Genomic DNA, 15,674 nt, shown 5'->3' with positions numbered 1-15,674 from the left:
CTCATGATAAATAGAATACTTATTTAGGCCAGTAATCGGAACGCTAAACTTTTCCACATACTCATACGGATAGGTGGCCGTTCTTGCTGGCCCCTGGTCTGATCCAAGTACGTCTGTAAATCACCTTCAAAAACAGGCTCCAAACAGGGCAATTGTGAAAAATGATGTGGCTGTACTAAACTTGGAGAAATAGTGAACATTTGTAAGCCGCCTTCATTTACGACCATTGCTACAAATTGTGAACAGAAAAATGCATGCTTGCGTTGAATTCCCTTATTCAGAGCCACGCCAAACAAACCAATAAAATTATATTTATAAAGTTCTTTATTTTGTTCAATTAAGCGAATTTTATCAAGCATGCGTGTGTATTCTTCCATTGTCACTTCACAACTATAAACCTCACATGTTGCTTGTCGGAATATCCCCTCTGTAGCACTTTCTTTCACAAAGCCACCTACAAATGGATTATGCCGCTGCTTCCGACCGAAACTGTACATCTCGTTCAGCTGTTCATCAAACGCGATTGACGTATGATTTAAATCTTTCCGCGTATACATCCCGATTGCTTTTGACAGCAACGTCCCCGTATCCGTAAGCACGATATATATTGTTTTTTTCATGACTATCAACCCCTTGCGATCTCTTACTGTTACATCCATTATGTACGTTCCGATAGGTTAACTAAACCGGCTGTGGATGGAAACTGTCTAAGACCCGGGACCTAGATAGTAACGGGTATTCAAGACAGTCGATAAAGTTAATCTTCAATCAGAGGGGGGGTTTTCATCCCCCTCTGATTGTTAGTTTAACCATTCGGGCTTTTACGGGCAGTTGATCCCCCACTTATTCTTCTCGTGTACTTGATGACTTGAAGTGGGGATCTTACTGCCCGTTAATGCGGGATAAACTAATTTTCTTTATACTTACTATACGTTTCATATGGAGCTGGGGTTTCATTTACCTGAGATGATTCGGATTTCGAATTAAAAAAACAGAGCGAACGAATTTGTTCACTCTGCAAATTAGTACAGCCATAATAGACACCCATTTGTTCAGATGCCCCGATTTTAAAGACCTTGTTCTACTATACGTTTCTCGTAAGCCATTATACATGACTTTAACACAGACCTACCGAGATGCAAAGTTATATCCTAGACTCTCTGTATTATTTTCCCTTTTTGACATAAACCGCCATAGCGTCCCTCATAAATAGCGCAAGTCCCTCACCAAACTGGTCAATATTCTTCGTAAAGCGTTCATCAGCGACATACATTTCACCTAGTCCCGCAAATGCTTCCAAAGAATAACTCCCCATCTTATTCAAAAATGTAAACCATTCGCCAATTCTAGCCTGCGCTTCATCAGAAGATGGCTCCATATGACGTACTCCTGCCAAGCTAAAATAAATCCTGTTCATCTCCTCCCCTAGTTCTGGCCCAAACTGTATCGCCTTCTTATTTGATTCATCCACCGCATTGTCGCCCCAACGTTCTCTAGCCTCTTGTTCATATGGATTCTCACCAAAATCGAACCCTTTAAATTTCTCTTCATTCGTCATTACTAATTCCCCTCTTCCATGTTGAATTGTCTTCTCAATCGTGTTGATCATACTATCAAGCTGCTTTCGCTTCTCAAGGAGCATTTTACGTTGCATTTCAAAAGCTTCCTGACGACTAAACGCGGGACTCGTAAGCAGTTCCTTGATTTTCTTTAAAGAGAAACCGAGTTCGCGAAAGAACAATATTTGCTGCAACGTCGCCAAATTATCGTCCGAATAAAGCCGGTACCCTGCTTGCGTCGTACGATCCGGCGTTAATAAACCGATGTCATCATAATGATGAAGTGTGCGCACACTTACACCAGTCAACTGCGATACTTCTTTCACTTTCATCGCTTCTCGCCCCCCTCAAAACTAACTATAAAGTATGACGTTACGTGAGAGTCAACACCCAAAAGGAGATTATTTTATCCTTTGAGCCATAAGAAAAACACCATTATATACGCCAGCTTTTCATCGGAAGAAATATGTGTTCCGAACTGGACATGTTCATGATGGGCAGTGCTTTGGAAAACCGGTCTCATTGCATATGGAAAAATACCAAAACGGTATCTGGCCGCCATACGTCCCTCACCGTCTTTTACATCGATGTCGCCCGCAATTGCTTTCGCTTTAAGCTCCCGCCAAACCGAACCATCCGCATGATACAAAACACCTTGATTTTTGAGTTTTGCTTTCCAATGTTGCTGTACGTAGGAGGCAATTACTGTACCATCCGGTTCCTTTAATGTAAGTTCGTCACGCTTTATATTACTTCGGATCGTGATTGTCGCTAGCGGTTGTCCGTTTATATCTAAGATGCCGTAGTGCACCGGAATGATAAATCCCTTCTCAAATAGTTCGAAAAATGTTAGCCATCTCGACAACCGCCCTTTGGATGGTTCAATGACAAACAGTGGATTGCCATCTGAATCGACATTATACATTTTGAACAAAAGAGAAGGAATTCGTTTGAGAATCAATTCGTCTAGATCTCCTAAGTCCAACGTGCGCACTGGCATGTCGATTTTTTCATTAACTAATTTTCTATGCACATTTTTGAATCGAAATCCTGTCCCAATTGAAAATAACGCAATCGAACCGTTAATAACTAGCACATCTCCATTTTCCATGAAACTTGAATAACCAATGAAATAAAATATAATGCAAAATACTGCGAACCCTATCCCGATGACAAAACCGGAAATCCATGTCTTCCTATAGATTTCTATCAATTTGCTTCCTCACCATCCCCTCCATTTATGATGATGGGTTAGGTTCCCAATTGTCAACCACTGTCTAAACTGGCGTAAAGTAAAAAAGAGATCCCCGGACTGAACCGAAATCTCTTCATCACACACTATAAGTTCCTTCTTCACTATCACTCAATCGCTAACCAAACTTCAATTTCAAACCCGTCCGAACCTTTAGGATGAATGTACCTTTCAAAACTAAAACAGTTACGCAGTTGAATACCATCCGTTTCCATAAGTACAGTAAACGCCGTTTGTATCGCGTGGACTCCACCTTGTACCTTAGCAACTATGAACTTGCCAGCTGGCACGACAGCCTCTTCTATATTCTCCAACCCTTCAGCAAGATTCGATTTGATGCCCGCGATGTAATGAATCTCCCCGTCCTTCATCGCCAGGCAAAGCCCAAATGATTCTTCCGTAACAATGCCTTTCTCGGCAAGTTCCTTATTCAGCACATCCCATTTACCCGGAATTTCTGACAGCGGGCCTATCATTCCCACCCCTTTTACTTTGAACTCCTCAACTTCTACAATGCGTGTTTCCATATGAATCTCCTCCTTTATTCCACTAATACCCTACCCGGTAGTCTTGAGTCATTTAGTAGTAAACTATTTTGATGAAAAGGCTCATTGCTCTCAATTCCACCCTACTATACTAAAAAGCGACTTGATGAGCAATTTTCGCTCGTCAAGTCGCCTATTCACTATTCGATTCCGTATATTACGGAATGACGGGTTTAGTTGTTTCATCCCAGTCCGGTGCATACGAGTCGAGTGGTATTTGTTGCGCACGGGCTTTGCCTGCCGCATTGAAGAACACTAGAACCAAGATAATTGAAATGACAGTAGCCCCAATCAATGCGGCATCCATTGGTAAACGGAAACCTATTTGAGCATTCAAAATGTAAGTCGTCGTCGCCATAAGCATGAACACGCCCGGAATTAAAGCAATCCAGTAATTTTTCTTTGCGATGAATAGATACATCGCCGCCACGAAGAGTGCAATAACTGCGGTTGATTGATTTGCCCATGAGAAATAGCGCCATAAGATAATAAAGTCAATCTTTGTTAATGCAAATGAAATTACAAACAGTGGAAGTGCAATCCATACGCGGCTCATTATTTTCAACTGAGGTAATTTGAAGTAATCTGCAATGATCATGCGAGCACTTCGGAATGCTGTATCACCAGAAGTAATTGGTAGAATGATAACGCCTAGTATAGCAAGTGTTCCGCCGATTGCACCAAGTATTAATACGGAAGCCTCGCTGACAATCATAGCCGGTCCACCTGCAGCCAAAAGTTCGTTTAGACCAATTGGTCCATTGAATAGTGACATTCCCGCAGCAGCCCAAATCATTGCCACGATTCCTTCTGCAATCATCATGCCGTAAAAGATCTTGCGTCCTTGTTTTTCATTCTGAGTCGTTCGTGAAATAATGGGTGTTTGCGTTGCGTGGAATCCAGACAAGGCTCCACAAGAAATAGTTAAGAATAGTAATGGGAATATGGGTAGATTATCAGGATGAAGATTTGCCAATGTTATTTCTGGGATTGCTGCTCCGGTTAGTAGTAGACCTCCACCAACGCCCAGTGCACTAATGATTAACAACAAACCAAAGATTGGATAGACACGACCAATAATCTTGTCAATTGGTAAAAGTGTAGCCAAAATGTAATAGATGAAGATTGCTGCGATGATATAACCCATTCCCATCCAGCCATTCATCAGATTATAAAGCAAACCTGCTGGTGCGGATACGAACACCGTTCCGACTAGGAGAAGGAGTAGGATAGCGAACGCATTGACGATATGCTTCATAAACTTCCCTAAGAACTTACCTGCAAGTTCCGGTAGATGAGCTCCCTTATTTCGTATTGAAATCATTCCCGTTAAATAGTCATGGACAGCTCCAGCGAAAATGGCACCGAACACAATCCAAATGAAGGCAACAGGACCATATAAGGCTCCCATGATAGGGCCAAATATTGGACCTACGCCCGCAATATTCAACAGTTGAATCAGCGAGTTCTTCTTAGTATTCATCGGAACATAGTCAACACCATCCTGGTTTGCAAAGGCTGGTGTCTGACGTTCCTCTTTCACCCCGAAAACTTTCTCAACAAATTTACCATATGTAAAATAACCAACTACCAACAGCACTATCCCAAATATAAACGTATACATGAAAACTCCCCCTTTTTGAATGGTATCGCTTTCATTCATTGTAGGTGAAGTTTTCTGTTAATATGATCATTTTAACCTAACATGCTTTAAATCTAGCCCAAGATGTAAAAGTAGTAGATTAACATGCTCTAACTCTTTTCATTTACCACATTTCCAATCGTTGCCGAAGATCTTTCACGTAGTTACGGCTGACAGACAACTTATCATCCCTACCTTCTAACTCCAGTTGATAGGCCCCATTAAACCATGGTGTTAACCGACTAACATACTTCAAGTTAACGAGATAGCTCTTATGTATCCGGAAAAATGAAAACGATACTAAACGGCTTTCCAATTCTTTCAACGAAGTCCGTATTTCATAGTCACACTTCTGAGTAATGATTTTTGTCACTTTCTCATCACGGTACATATATAAAATATCTTGAATGTGAATGTAGTCAATTTCACCTTCCTTTCCAACTGCCAATTTACCGAGATTACTTGTTGCATCCACTTTTTCTTTTGGGTAGATGACTTTATCGATTCTTGCAATCGTCTGTTTTAATTGCTCCTCATCATACGGTTTTAATAAATAATCAATGGCATTAATTCGAAACGCTTCCACTGCAAATTGAGGATAGGCGGTTGCAAAAATAATGAGCGGGACTTTTTTAAATTCTACCAGTACTTTAGCGACCTCAACGCCATTCATTTTAGGCATCTCCACATCCATAAAAACGACGTCTGGCAGTAACTGTACTGTTTTCAAAATGGCGGACTCTCCACTTTCTGCCTCACCTACCACTTGAACATCAGGAAATTTACTGAGTAAATACGTTAATTCTTCACGAGCATATCGTTCGTCATCTACGATTAAGGTACGGATTGTTCGCATCACACGCCTACCTCCAATTTGGGGATACGAAATGAAATAATTGTTCCTTCATTCCGTTCGCTTTTGATTGATAATGCGGCTTGGTCACCAAACGTCATCATTAAGCGGCGATTAACGTTGAATAACCCCACTCCGGTTCCGCTTTCAGACTCAATCTGGGTCAAGCCCAAAATGGCAATCCGTTCAGGAGTAATCCCTTTTCCATTGTCTTCCACTCTGATTTCGATTTCTGTACCTACATCATGCACAGTCATTTTAATGATACTGTTTTTCACCATATCATTAATGCCGTGGTGAATGGCATTCTCAACAATCGGCTGCAATGTGAAAGGCGGAATCTTTTCAGCCAAAAGATTGTCATCCACGTCATACAAAATGGTCAGTCTATCTACAAATCTTGCTTCTATAATTTCCAAATATGCTTTTACATGCGACAGTTCTTGTTCCAAAGATATTTGAGATGCCGTTGTACCTGTTACATTCTGCCGCAAGAAGTAGGACAGGGACGTCAATAACTTCCTCGCCTGATCGGGATCCGTGCGAATCAAGGACACAATAATGTTCATGGAATTAAATAAAAAGTGAGGGCTAATTTGTGCCTGCAATGCTTTGATTTCCGCTTCTTTTGCCAACTGATACGCACGATCGGTTTCCGCGATTTCTAATTGGTTACTTAATAGTGAACTCAGTCCAGCAATCAGTTCGATGCTGACATCCGTAATTACTTTTTCAGATGGATAATACAGTTTTAGCGTCCCAATCGTTTCCCCACGCCTTATGAGTGGGGCAATTACGGCCGCCCCTAATCGACAGCCTGGATAATCACAGTGGATAGTACCATCATTGACAACGACCAACCCGCCATGATGGATGACATCTCTCGTTTCATCCGTACGAATCGGGCTTCCTACCTTGTGGTGATCACTAGCTACTCCAACATGGGCAAGGATATCCGTTTTATTCGTCATGGCGACCGCACTGGGTTGTAATTCACGGAATAAAATCGTGCAGACAGCTTGCGCCGTGTCGGCGTTCATGCCCGTTCGCAAGTAACCGAGTGTCTGGTTCGCAATGCGCAACGTTTTCTGCGCCTGCAATGCCGTCACTTTCTCCTGTTCACTGATAACATTATGGACAATTAACAGAAAAAGGGCCGTACCGACACCATTGGCCAGAATCATCGGCACACCGATTACCTCAACTAAAGTGAACGCTTTCTCAACTGGTTTGGAAATTAACAGAATCATACTCATCTGCATGGCTTCTGCAAGTGCTCCAATGCCAAACACAGTTACTGGTTTAAGTGCTTTCCCTTTCCTATAAAAAGCGCCGGCGACAATGCCTGCAACGATTGTTGACAGACCGCAAGAGATTGCTGTAAATCCACCCAATGTCATGCGATGAATACCGGCAATCAGTCCCGCACCAATGCCCACACGGTAGCCCCCTAACAAACCCGCAACAACCACTCCAATAACACGCGAGTTCGCAATAGCCTCATCCGACGTCAATACTGTTGCGACACTATTAAAATGCAGTGTATTCATATTAAGCGCAACCCCAAAATACGTACCCACAATACCGAAAAACCCAAAGAACAAAATCGCCGTAAGCTCCTGCTTGCGATTCAATTTATCATGATGGACCAAATTTTTAAAGAACTGAAAACGGGTTAGAATGAAGGCGACTGCTACGATCATGCCCACTCTTTCCAACATTATGACAAGCAAGTCTAACAGCGAAATCCCCTCCATTTAAAAAGCACATTGGCTAAATTATACTGTAAACTTGCTTGTATACATATCTTTATTTTCAGTTATTAATAGAAAGCAGTGTGTTTATGAATACAAAAGCGACACGGTTACCTTGTAAATACTGAGGAAAATTTCACTATCCTTGTCCACAACTGCCAACGTCAACACTTCTACCATTGTCATATATCAACTTCTTCGCCGTACAGATTGGTTATATATGGTATACTTTCATGAACAAAGCCATTATGGAGGATGATTAAATGACAACTATGCAAACAATGTCGATCCATCGCGCTTTATCAGAATTAAAAACCTTAAACGAGCGCATTACGAAAGCTATTAAAGAGGCAGATCATGTGGCAACAGACCGTAAATCTGCTCAAAAAGTTAAAGGTCTTTCCATCGAAGACTACGAAAAAACAATCCAATCAGGTTTTGATAAAGTCGTTTCATTAATCGAACGACGCATTCACATTAAAGATGCAATCGTGCAATCGAACGCTATGACAGAAGTAAGCGTCGCTGGTGAAACTATGACTATTGCCAAAGCAATCGAGCGTAAAACCTCTATTGAAAATGAAGAAAAGTTGCTGGTCTCCATGATTGAGGCCCGGAGAATAGCCATCAACAAGCTCACAAAAGAAAATGAGTCCCTGCCGAAACGCCTAGAAGAGTACTTAACAGCTATTTTAGGAAGCAAAGAAAACGCGAAAAAAGAAGAAGTTGAGCTACATACAAAAGCATTCATGGAACGCAACGAATATATTTTAATCGATCCACTCAAAATCAATACACGAATCGAAACATTAGATGAAAAAATCACACACTTCAAAGCAGAAGTAGACGCAGTGCTTTCAGAATCGAATGCACTGACAAAAGTTACAGTTTAACTGCCCTTGCATGAGTATTCGAAAACGATATCCACAAGACCCTTCTTTTGTTGGTATTTCTTTGGGAAACAAGTAAAACCAACACCCAACTTACAATCTAATCTACTAAATAATGATGATAAAAGCTCAACGCTTAAATCTTAAAGCTGTAAAACTTACGCTTTAAAGTTCTTTATTATTTAAAGGTCAACGTTCAACACATAAACCTCTTTTAAATCTTGGACTAACAGTTACGGGATTCTTGTGTTCGCCCATCGTTATCTGCCAAGCAGAATATATTGTGCAAATTAAAATCTGTCAGAGAAATAATCATTTCTCTGACAGATTTTTTCTTCGTATTATGAATTTATCCTTGTTTCCTAATAATCCATTGTAATATATATTGTAATAAAGAATCCTACCAACAACGCTTGGCGCTAGGGGATGCCTCCCACAATAAGCCGAACAGAAAATCACTGTCAGCCTTATTGCTCCGGCTACCCCAGTAGACGCCTTCGCTGAAAATTACATAGAATCATTAAGTCAACTTATATAGGTAGTCGTCCCTCTACATCAATCTCTTTAATAATTATCGCTGGGTTTCCACCTATAACCACATTATCCGATACATCTTTGGTCACAATCGCGCCTGATGCAATCACTACATTATTTCCGATGGTTATTCCAGGGTTAATTACAGCTTTGCCACCAATCCATACATTATCACCAATTGTGACTGGCTTACCATATTCCAAACCCGCAATTCGTTCCATTGGATCTAGTGGATGAGTAGCTGTGTAAATATGTACACCTGGAGCAATCATACAATTATCACCAATCCTAATTTCACATACATCCAAAAACACACAATCAAAATTGGCGTAAAAATTTTCACCGACATGGATGTTAGAACCATAATCACAGCGTAAGCTTGGCTCAATAGTAAGATCCTTGCCAGTTGAACCAAATAACTCTTTTAGTAATCTAGCCCGTTCACTAGGTTTATTTTCCAACGTCTCATTAAATAACCTCGTTAACCGACGAGCGTTTTCCCGTTCTTTTGTTAATTCAAGATCCGAGGGACAATACAATTCGCCAGCTAGCATTTTTTCTTTCTCTGTTTTCATTGTGCCCTCCTCGTACTATGAAACATTAGTGCAGGAACTTTTACGAATGAACCCTTACCTTCATCACCTTAGTAATCTTACCACTTGCATCACTTATAGTAATATTCGTAACACCAGGTTCCAAAGCCTTCACAGAAATCGTTGAATCATCCTGCTCTGTGATTCCCACTAGATTCGGCAGTTCAACTTCCCATGTATAGCTTTCATCATAAACATATCCATTCGGCTTCGCCTGTGCCTTAACAGTCGTCATTTCTCCAACTTTTAACGTGATATATTCTTCACTGACTATAATCCCCGTCATTTCTTCTGCTTGAGGACGTTCTCGCCATGTCGAATGCAATTCAAAGAAGTCCAATAGCACGACATCCACACTACCACCCTTTGTATATAATTCAATTGCATTATTTGTCGGTTTTGTATAGATCAATTTAGTGAATGTAAATTCACCTTCATTGACAAATAGCTCAATTGAAGATTCATCCACAAGACCTCTTATTTTAATCTGTTTTCGCCCCATTGGATATTCTGTTTCGTGACGATTGCCGAACTGAAACATATTTCCGTTACGATCCGTTAATTGTTTCAGCCCTGCATTTGAACGATCCAAAAATATTTTATTCGTCGCTGTATCGACGCCAAATACAGTTTCTTCCTCCTCGGATTGTCGGAGACGAATGCCGAACTCTTCTACATCATCCCACTCAACAATCATTTCAAATTCAAATGTTGTACTCATAAATGTATCAATCGGATGGTCGCCTTCTAATTGGAATGCCTCCACATGATGAGCCCCTGCCCGTAAGCTCTCTATTTCTTTAATAGGTCCTTGGAAAAGCCGAATACTACCATCTTCGATTGTCCGAAGTGATAACTCACGCGGAATAGACATGGAGCCCATCCATGGATCTGTTGGAGATTGGTATGGATAGCGCCAATTCGCCATCCAGCCAAGCCAGATCCTTCGACCATCCTCATCAGGTATATCAGAAAATGACTGTGCCGCATAAAAATCTTGTCCAAAATCAGTGGTTAGTACTGTTTCTGGGGGATTGTCGTTTACAAACGTCATTCCATCAAATTCTCCAATGAAGTATTGAGCCGTTGAACCATTCGTTGCATCATTATCCCCGACACTAACATGAAGAACCCACTTCTGATTCCCCTTATCCCCGTTTACAGGTAGCTGGAATAATTCCGGACACTCCCACACAGCGACATGCGAACCTTCATCATCTCCGAATTGACTCTGAAACGTCCAATCAATCAGATTAACAGAATTGTAGAACGTGACACTCTGATTCGTAGAAATCACCATTACCCACTTATTTGTATCCTCATGCCAAAATACTTTTGGATCGCGGAAGTCTTTTATACCGGGATTTTCAATAATCGGATTGCCTTTATACCGCTCCCATGTTCTCCCTTTGTCCTTACTATAGGCCATCCCCTGTGCTTCTCCGCCCTCAGTACTCGTATAAAAGGCAACTAAACCTGCCTTCCCATCAAACAATCCGCTGGAATCATTCCAGTCCACAACCGTACTACCAGATAAGGCTTGCCCAAGTAAATCATGCTCCAATGCGACGGGAAAGTGTTCCCAATTGAGCATATCTGTACTAATGGCATGCGCCCAGTTACCATTCTTTTGATGAAATAAATGATATTCTCCTTCAAAATAAATAAGTCCATTTGGATCTGCTAAATTCCCTGACGGCGTTGAAAAATGATACTGTGGCCGATACTTTTCCGTATAATAATCAGCATTCGCTGCCTGCTTCTTACTAAGACCCACTGCCTTCAAATCTTTATCCCCCTTTATATCTGGTTCAACTTCACTGCACCCGACTAGAAAAATAAACATCCCTATCATCGACAAAATAAGTCTTTTCATTTTCAAATCATCTTCACTCTCCCTAATATAAGCGCTTTCAATAAAAATTCAAGACCAAACCAATTGCATAAAAAAACAATTGATTTGATCTTGAATCTTGATTCTTGATAGGTTGAAATAAAGAATGCCATTGAATATGCTACAGTGCTAGGGGGTGCCTCTCGCCAAAGCGAGTTCAAAGGAGACCCCCATTACAACTCACCCTTCGCCAAATAAAATGCACCTTTAATCGCTGAAAGTCCTTCAATGCCAGGTGTTACAATATAATCAGCTATCTGGTCCTCCAGCTGTGGGAAAGCCAAATAATGATTATTCATCGCCTGCAAATGTTTGTAGATAACGGGCAACAATTGTCTTTGCCTCATGACCCCACCACCTAGAATAATTCTTTCAGGTGATAGCGTTAGAATATACGTCATTAACGCTTGAGCAATATAATAGCCTTCGATTTCCCACACTTCCGGTCGACCTTCAAGCAACACAGCTTTCTGGTCCCATCTTTTTTCAATCGCTGGTCCAGAGGCTAGTCCCTCCAAACAATCACGGTGAAATAGACAATCGCCCTCGAAATGATCATCTGGATGCCTTCTGACCGTGACATGCCCCATCTCAGGATGACTAATTCCATGCAGCATCTTACCATTATTCACCGCGCCCACGCCGATTCCAGTCCCAATCGTGATATAGATACAGCTATCAACATCCTGAGCGGCTCCAAACTTCGCCTCTCCCAATGCGGCAATATTGACATCCGTATCGAACACCATCGGGACATCCAAGTATTCTTTTAACGATGACAGGATATTAAAATGTTGCCATTTTACTTTAGGCGTCGTTGTAATACAACCATAACTTGCAGAGTTCGTGTTAATATCAGCCGGACCAAAAGTGCCCACTCCTAATGCTTGAATCTCAAATTGTTGAAAGAATTCCTGAACTTTCACCATAGTCTCAGCAGGCGTTGTCGTTGGAATTTCAATTAGCTCAATCACATTAAAATCCATATCCCCCACAGCACAGATAAACTTTGTTCCACCTGCTTCAATTGCGCCTAGCAAGACACATTCTCCTCTCCATACATATCATGAGTGACTTGCTGAAATATAACTATTTGTTAACTGGATAGCTCCACCTGATGCAAAAAGGACAATCTCTTCACAGACCTTATCCGGATAAATCAAGCTCGTTACAGCATAAGCACCCTCATTCACGAATATTTCGATAGACGATGAATCTACAATAATTCGCAATTTCATCTTACTTGTAACTTGTAGGTTCAATTCTTGGAGATTCGAAAAGTTTTTCGAGAATGTAATTTCTCCCGAATTCTTTCTATCCAACGTGATATGATTTGTCTCTGAATCTATTGTTAGTAATGTTTTTTGGCTTTCCGTATGGGATAACACGATACCGAACTGCTTCGCGTCATGATTATCAATCTCTAAAACAATCTCCACACTCGGCCTATCCACCGCAAATGTTTTCGTCTCTTCGCTGTTGATTAACACATCTTCAATTTCAACAACTTTTGTAAAGTATGAATCTAGTTCCTTAACAGGATTTTGAACGACCAGTAGTTGATCTCCAAAATGTTGTAACGCTAGTGTTCTCGGCAACGTCATCTGACTTCTCCAACCCTCAGTCGGTACTTGGTTGGCATAGCGCCAATTACTCATCCAGCCCAGATAAATTCTTCGACCATCTTCATTAGGTATATCCGAAAAACTAACACCTGCATAATTATCTTTGCCAAAATCCAGCCACTGAATCTCTTGGTTATCAGCTGTAAAAGTAGAGCCATCAAAAGAACCTACAAAGTATTGCGTTCTTGAGCCACTCTCAAATTGAGGGCTGTCCCCAATACTGACCAATAGCACCCACTTCTTCTCTTCACTATTGTCCACACCTAATTCAAATAGATCAGGACATTCCCAAACGCCATCATGAGAACCAATATTATCTCCAAACTCGCTCTCAAATCGCCAATCTATTAAGTTCGGTGAAGAGTAAAATGTTACCGTTTGTCCTGTCGCTAACGTCATCAACCATTTGGCCGTTTCAGTATGCCAAAACACTTTCGGATCCCTAAAATCTACTTTTGTCGGGTGTTGAAGTACAGGATTCCCTTCGTACTTTGTCCATGTTCGGCCTTGGTCATGACTAAAGGCAAGACTTTGGGTTTGAATAGCCGGCGTTCCATCTGCCTTATCCAAATGATGCGTAAAAATCGCTACAATTCCTGGCTCAACCGGGAAAAAACCTGATGTATTCTGCCAATCTACTACAGCACTTCCTGAAAAAATTGTCCCTAATTCATCTGGGTAGAGGGCAATCGGCAACTCCTGCCAGTCAATCATATCCTGACTGACAGCATGGCCCCAATGCATGGGACCCCATATGCTGTCATCTGGATTGTACTGAAAGAACAGATGATATTCACCTTTAAAATATACCATTCCGTTCGGATCATTCATCCAATTTTTCTGTGGTGCAAAGTGTAAGGTCGGTCTATACTTCTCAAGATTATATGTGGTCACTCACTATTTCCTCCTCTATTAGTTTGAATTCCGGTCATAACCGTCTTGTTTAATTTGTAGCCACGTAGGATATTTCAATCGATCTAGCTCTGCTAAATATTCTTCCCACTCTTCTTCGGATTTCCCAGTTTTAATCCACTCTGCTCGCTTTCTGTGAACATAAGCGAATAAATCTGCTTCGATCGTCGATAGCTCTTTTAACTCATCAAGAGAGAAAAATACTTTTGGATATATATTGTCGGCATTCATATGTGGTACCATTACTTCTTTCATCAAATTTAGTCTCCCCACAGCATCATCCGGCTTTGTCGTAACTGTTCCATAGTATTCATCCAGAATTACTAATGGTCCGCCTATATTTGTTTTTTGTCTTAGCTCAACAGGTGCCGTTCCTTCCAATGCAAGATGTTTTAGCATATTGGCACTTTCGTCAAACTCAAAGATATTTTGTTGCTCTGTATCGCCATAAGTTCCCCAGTTATTTTGCACAGATTGCACCGGATCATAAAGTTGGTCAATCCATTTGGCCGTTAACTCCAAGTTTTTATTAGTACTTGTAATGACCATTTTCCCTCTGTCAAAGCCCATACCATTTGTACGTGCAACATGGACATTTCCTGTCGCATCAGCAAGTGGTGGCATTAGTTCATACTGATCATTGTCGCCAGTAATATTGGCTTTGTCCCATGTGAAATATAATCCATATTTCAGGTCTTTTCCTTTGGCCAAATACGTATTGAAGTCTTGTTCAAAAGCTTCTTCATCAATGAGGTTGTTTTTATATAAGTCAGCAAAGTACATCATTGCATCGCGATAGCCTTCGTCAGCTGCTGTAAAAACGACTTTACCGTCATTGGAAACGACCGTATGATCCCAGTTATCGCCCAAACCAAATGGATTGAATAAAAACGCAAGGTCTTCCCCTCCATGGTTAATGATGAAAGAAAGTGGGATTTCATCGGCTTGACCATTGCCGTTCGGATCATCATTTTTGAAAGCCAGTAACACTTCTTTTAGCTCTTCTGCATTGGTTGGCATATCCAATCCTAAATTGTTCAGCCACTCCACGTTAATCCATGGGAATGTATCAATGGAGTGAATACTTTCTTTCCCTGCACCCAATTCCTCAATCCATGGAAAAGCATAAATATGGCCGTCTGTTGCTGTAATCATGGATTTGTACTCTGGTTTTTCCTCCAATACTTTTTTAAAGTTAGGCATGTACTGGTCGATGAGATCTTCCACAGCAATAATCGTGCCATCTTTCCCTAACTTTTGAAGATCATAATCATTGTAGCCGGCATCTAAAATAGCATCTGGTAAATCGCCACTCGCAACTGTCAAGTTTCTCTTTTCAACAAACGAATCACTCGTATAGTTTTTCCATTCAATATTGACACCCGTTTCTTCCGCCAATCGTTTGTAAATTAACTTTTCATTTGGATCTGTAGGTGCTAAAGGCGAGCTCTGCGTCATGAACTTTAAAGACACCGCTTCTTCCAATGGAAATGTGACATCTTTCAGCTCATAATCTTCAGATGATGTGCCGCTCCCCTTACTACATCCCGCAAATAATAGTCCCGTAATGATTAAAGCTACTAGTGCTTTATTGCCTTTCCCCATACTAAAACCCCCATTT

13 protein-coding genes are annotated in these 15,674 nt (G+C 41.1%); 1 reads left to right on the top strand and 12 read right to left on the bottom strand.

Features of this window, described 5'->3' with window-relative positions; genetic code table 11:
• Positions 1-23: 23 nt before the first annotated feature.
• The 7 genes from I2484_RS10945 to I2484_RS10915 form a co-directional block, all read right to left on the bottom strand.
• The gene (locus tag I2484_RS10945) at positions 24-620 is read right to left on the bottom strand and encodes a hypothetical protein (RefSeq protein ID WP_255551318.1); all 597 of its coding nucleotides are present in this window, start codon (positions 618-620) and stop codon (positions 24-26) included.
• A 545-nt stretch (positions 621-1,165) separates the two neighbouring features.
• Positions 1,166-1,891 (bottom strand): MerR family transcriptional regulator, encoded by a 726-nt coding sequence (locus I2484_RS10940; RefSeq protein WP_207151059.1) that lies wholly within the window; start codon positions 1,889-1,891, stop codon positions 1,166-1,168.
• Between the two features lie 74 nt (positions 1,892-1,965).
• Positions 1,966-2,772, bottom strand: a complete 807-nt coding sequence (locus tag I2484_RS10935) for a hypothetical protein (RefSeq protein WP_207151058.1) — start codon at positions 2,770-2,772, stop codon at positions 1,966-1,968.
• Positions 2,773-2,918: 146 nt separating this feature from the next.
• The gene (locus tag I2484_RS10930) at positions 2,919-3,338 is read right to left on the bottom strand and encodes a GyrI-like domain-containing protein (RefSeq protein WP_207151057.1); all 420 of its coding nucleotides are present in this window, start codon (positions 3,336-3,338) and stop codon (positions 2,919-2,921) included.
• Between the two features lie 175 nt (positions 3,339-3,513).
• A complete protein-coding gene (locus I2484_RS10925; protein WP_207151056.1) occupies positions 3,514-4,980 on the bottom strand; it encodes a carbon starvation CstA family protein in 1,467 nt (488 codons plus the stop codon).
• Positions 4,981-5,122: 142 nt separating this feature from the next.
• The gene (locus I2484_RS10920; protein ID WP_207151055.1) at positions 5,123-5,857 is read right to left on the bottom strand and encodes a LytTR family transcriptional regulator DNA-binding domain-containing protein; all 735 of its coding nucleotides are present in this window, start codon (positions 5,855-5,857) and stop codon (positions 5,123-5,125) included.
• On the bottom strand, positions 5,854-7,608 hold the full coding sequence (locus tag I2484_RS10915; protein ID WP_255551316.1) for a sensor histidine kinase: 1,755 nt from the start codon (positions 7,606-7,608) through the stop codon (positions 5,854-5,856). Before I2484_RS10915 ends, I2484_RS10920 begins: the two co-directional genes overlap by 4 nt.
• A gap of 260 nt (positions 7,609-7,868) precedes the next feature.
• Here I2484_RS10915 and I2484_RS10910 point away from each other — a divergent pair, with 260 nt between their 5' ends.
• Positions 7,869-8,498 (top strand): hypothetical protein, encoded by a 630-nt coding sequence (locus I2484_RS10910; RefSeq protein WP_207151054.1) that lies wholly within the window; start codon positions 7,869-7,871, stop codon positions 8,496-8,498.
• Between the two features lie 527 nt (positions 8,499-9,025).
• Here the strand turns inward: I2484_RS10910 and I2484_RS10905 are convergent.
• From I2484_RS10905 to I2484_RS10885, 5 genes are all read right to left on the bottom strand, one after another.
• Complete coding sequence (locus I2484_RS10905) at positions 9,026-9,604, bottom strand: maltose acetyltransferase domain-containing protein (RefSeq protein WP_207151053.1); 579 nt, start codon at positions 9,602-9,604, stop codon at positions 9,026-9,028.
• A gap of 40 nt (positions 9,605-9,644) precedes the next feature.
• Positions 9,645-11,498, bottom strand: coding sequence for a GH32 C-terminal domain-containing protein (locus I2484_RS10900; RefSeq protein WP_207151052.1), 1,854 nt, complete (start codon positions 11,496-11,498; stop codon positions 9,645-9,647).
• A 191-nt stretch (positions 11,499-11,689) separates the two neighbouring features.
• A complete protein-coding gene (locus tag I2484_RS10895; RefSeq protein WP_207151051.1) occupies positions 11,690-12,556 on the bottom strand; it encodes an ROK family protein in 867 nt (288 codons plus the stop codon).
• 24 nt (positions 12,557-12,580) lie between these two features.
• Positions 12,581-14,035 (bottom strand): GH32 C-terminal domain-containing protein, encoded by a 1,455-nt coding sequence (locus tag I2484_RS10890; protein WP_207151050.1) that lies wholly within the window; start codon positions 14,033-14,035, stop codon positions 12,581-12,583.
• A gap of 18 nt (positions 14,036-14,053) precedes the next feature.
• Positions 14,054-15,658 carry an extracellular solute-binding protein gene (locus I2484_RS10885; protein WP_207151049.1) on the bottom strand — a complete coding sequence of 535 codons (1,605 nt, stop codon included), beginning with the start codon at positions 15,656-15,658 and terminating at the stop codon, positions 14,054-14,056.
• Between the last annotated feature and the right edge of the window lie 16 nt (positions 15,659-15,674).

This window comes from Sporosarcina sp. E16_8, assembly GCF_017347095.1.
Taxonomy (GTDB): Bacteria; Bacillota; Bacilli; order Bacillales_A; family Planococcaceae; genus Sporosarcina.
The sequence above is the reverse complement of the archived record's forward strand: the minus strand, read 5'-3'. Positions and strand labels throughout refer to the sequence as shown.

Bases quoted from the DNA above. Each gene is read 5' to 3' on its own strand.
- I2484_RS10945 (WP_255551318.1), bottom strand. From the start codon at position 620: ATGAAAAAAACAATATATATCGTGCTTACGGATACGGGGACGTTGCTG.
- I2484_RS10940 (WP_207151059.1), bottom strand. From the start codon at position 1,891: ATGAAAGTGAAAGAAGTATCGCAGTTGACTGGTGTAAGTGTGCGCACA.
- I2484_RS10930 (WP_207151057.1), bottom strand. From the start codon at position 3,338: ATGGAAACACGCATTGTAGAAGTTGAGGAGTTCAAAGTAAAAGGGGTG.
- I2484_RS10925 (WP_207151056.1), bottom strand. From the start codon at position 4,980: ATGTATACGTTTATATTTGGGATAGTGCTGTTGGTAGTTGGTTATTTT.
- I2484_RS10915 (WP_255551316.1), bottom strand. From the start codon at position 7,608: ATGGAGGGGATTTCGCTGTTAGACTTGCTTGTCATAATGTTGGAAAGA.
- I2484_RS10910 (WP_207151054.1), top strand. From the start codon at position 7,869: ATGACAACTATGCAAACAATGTCGATCCATCGCGCTTTATCAGAATTA.
- I2484_RS10905 (WP_207151053.1), bottom strand. From the start codon at position 9,604: ATGAAAACAGAGAAAGAAAAAATGCTAGCTGGCGAATTGTATTGTCCC.
- I2484_RS10900 (WP_207151052.1), bottom strand. From the start codon at position 11,498: ATGAAAAGACTTATTTTGTCGATGATAGGGATGTTTATTTTTCTAGTC.
- I2484_RS10885 (WP_207151049.1), bottom strand. From the start codon at position 15,658: ATGGGGAAAGGCAATAAAGCACTAGTAGCTTTAATCATTACGGGACTA.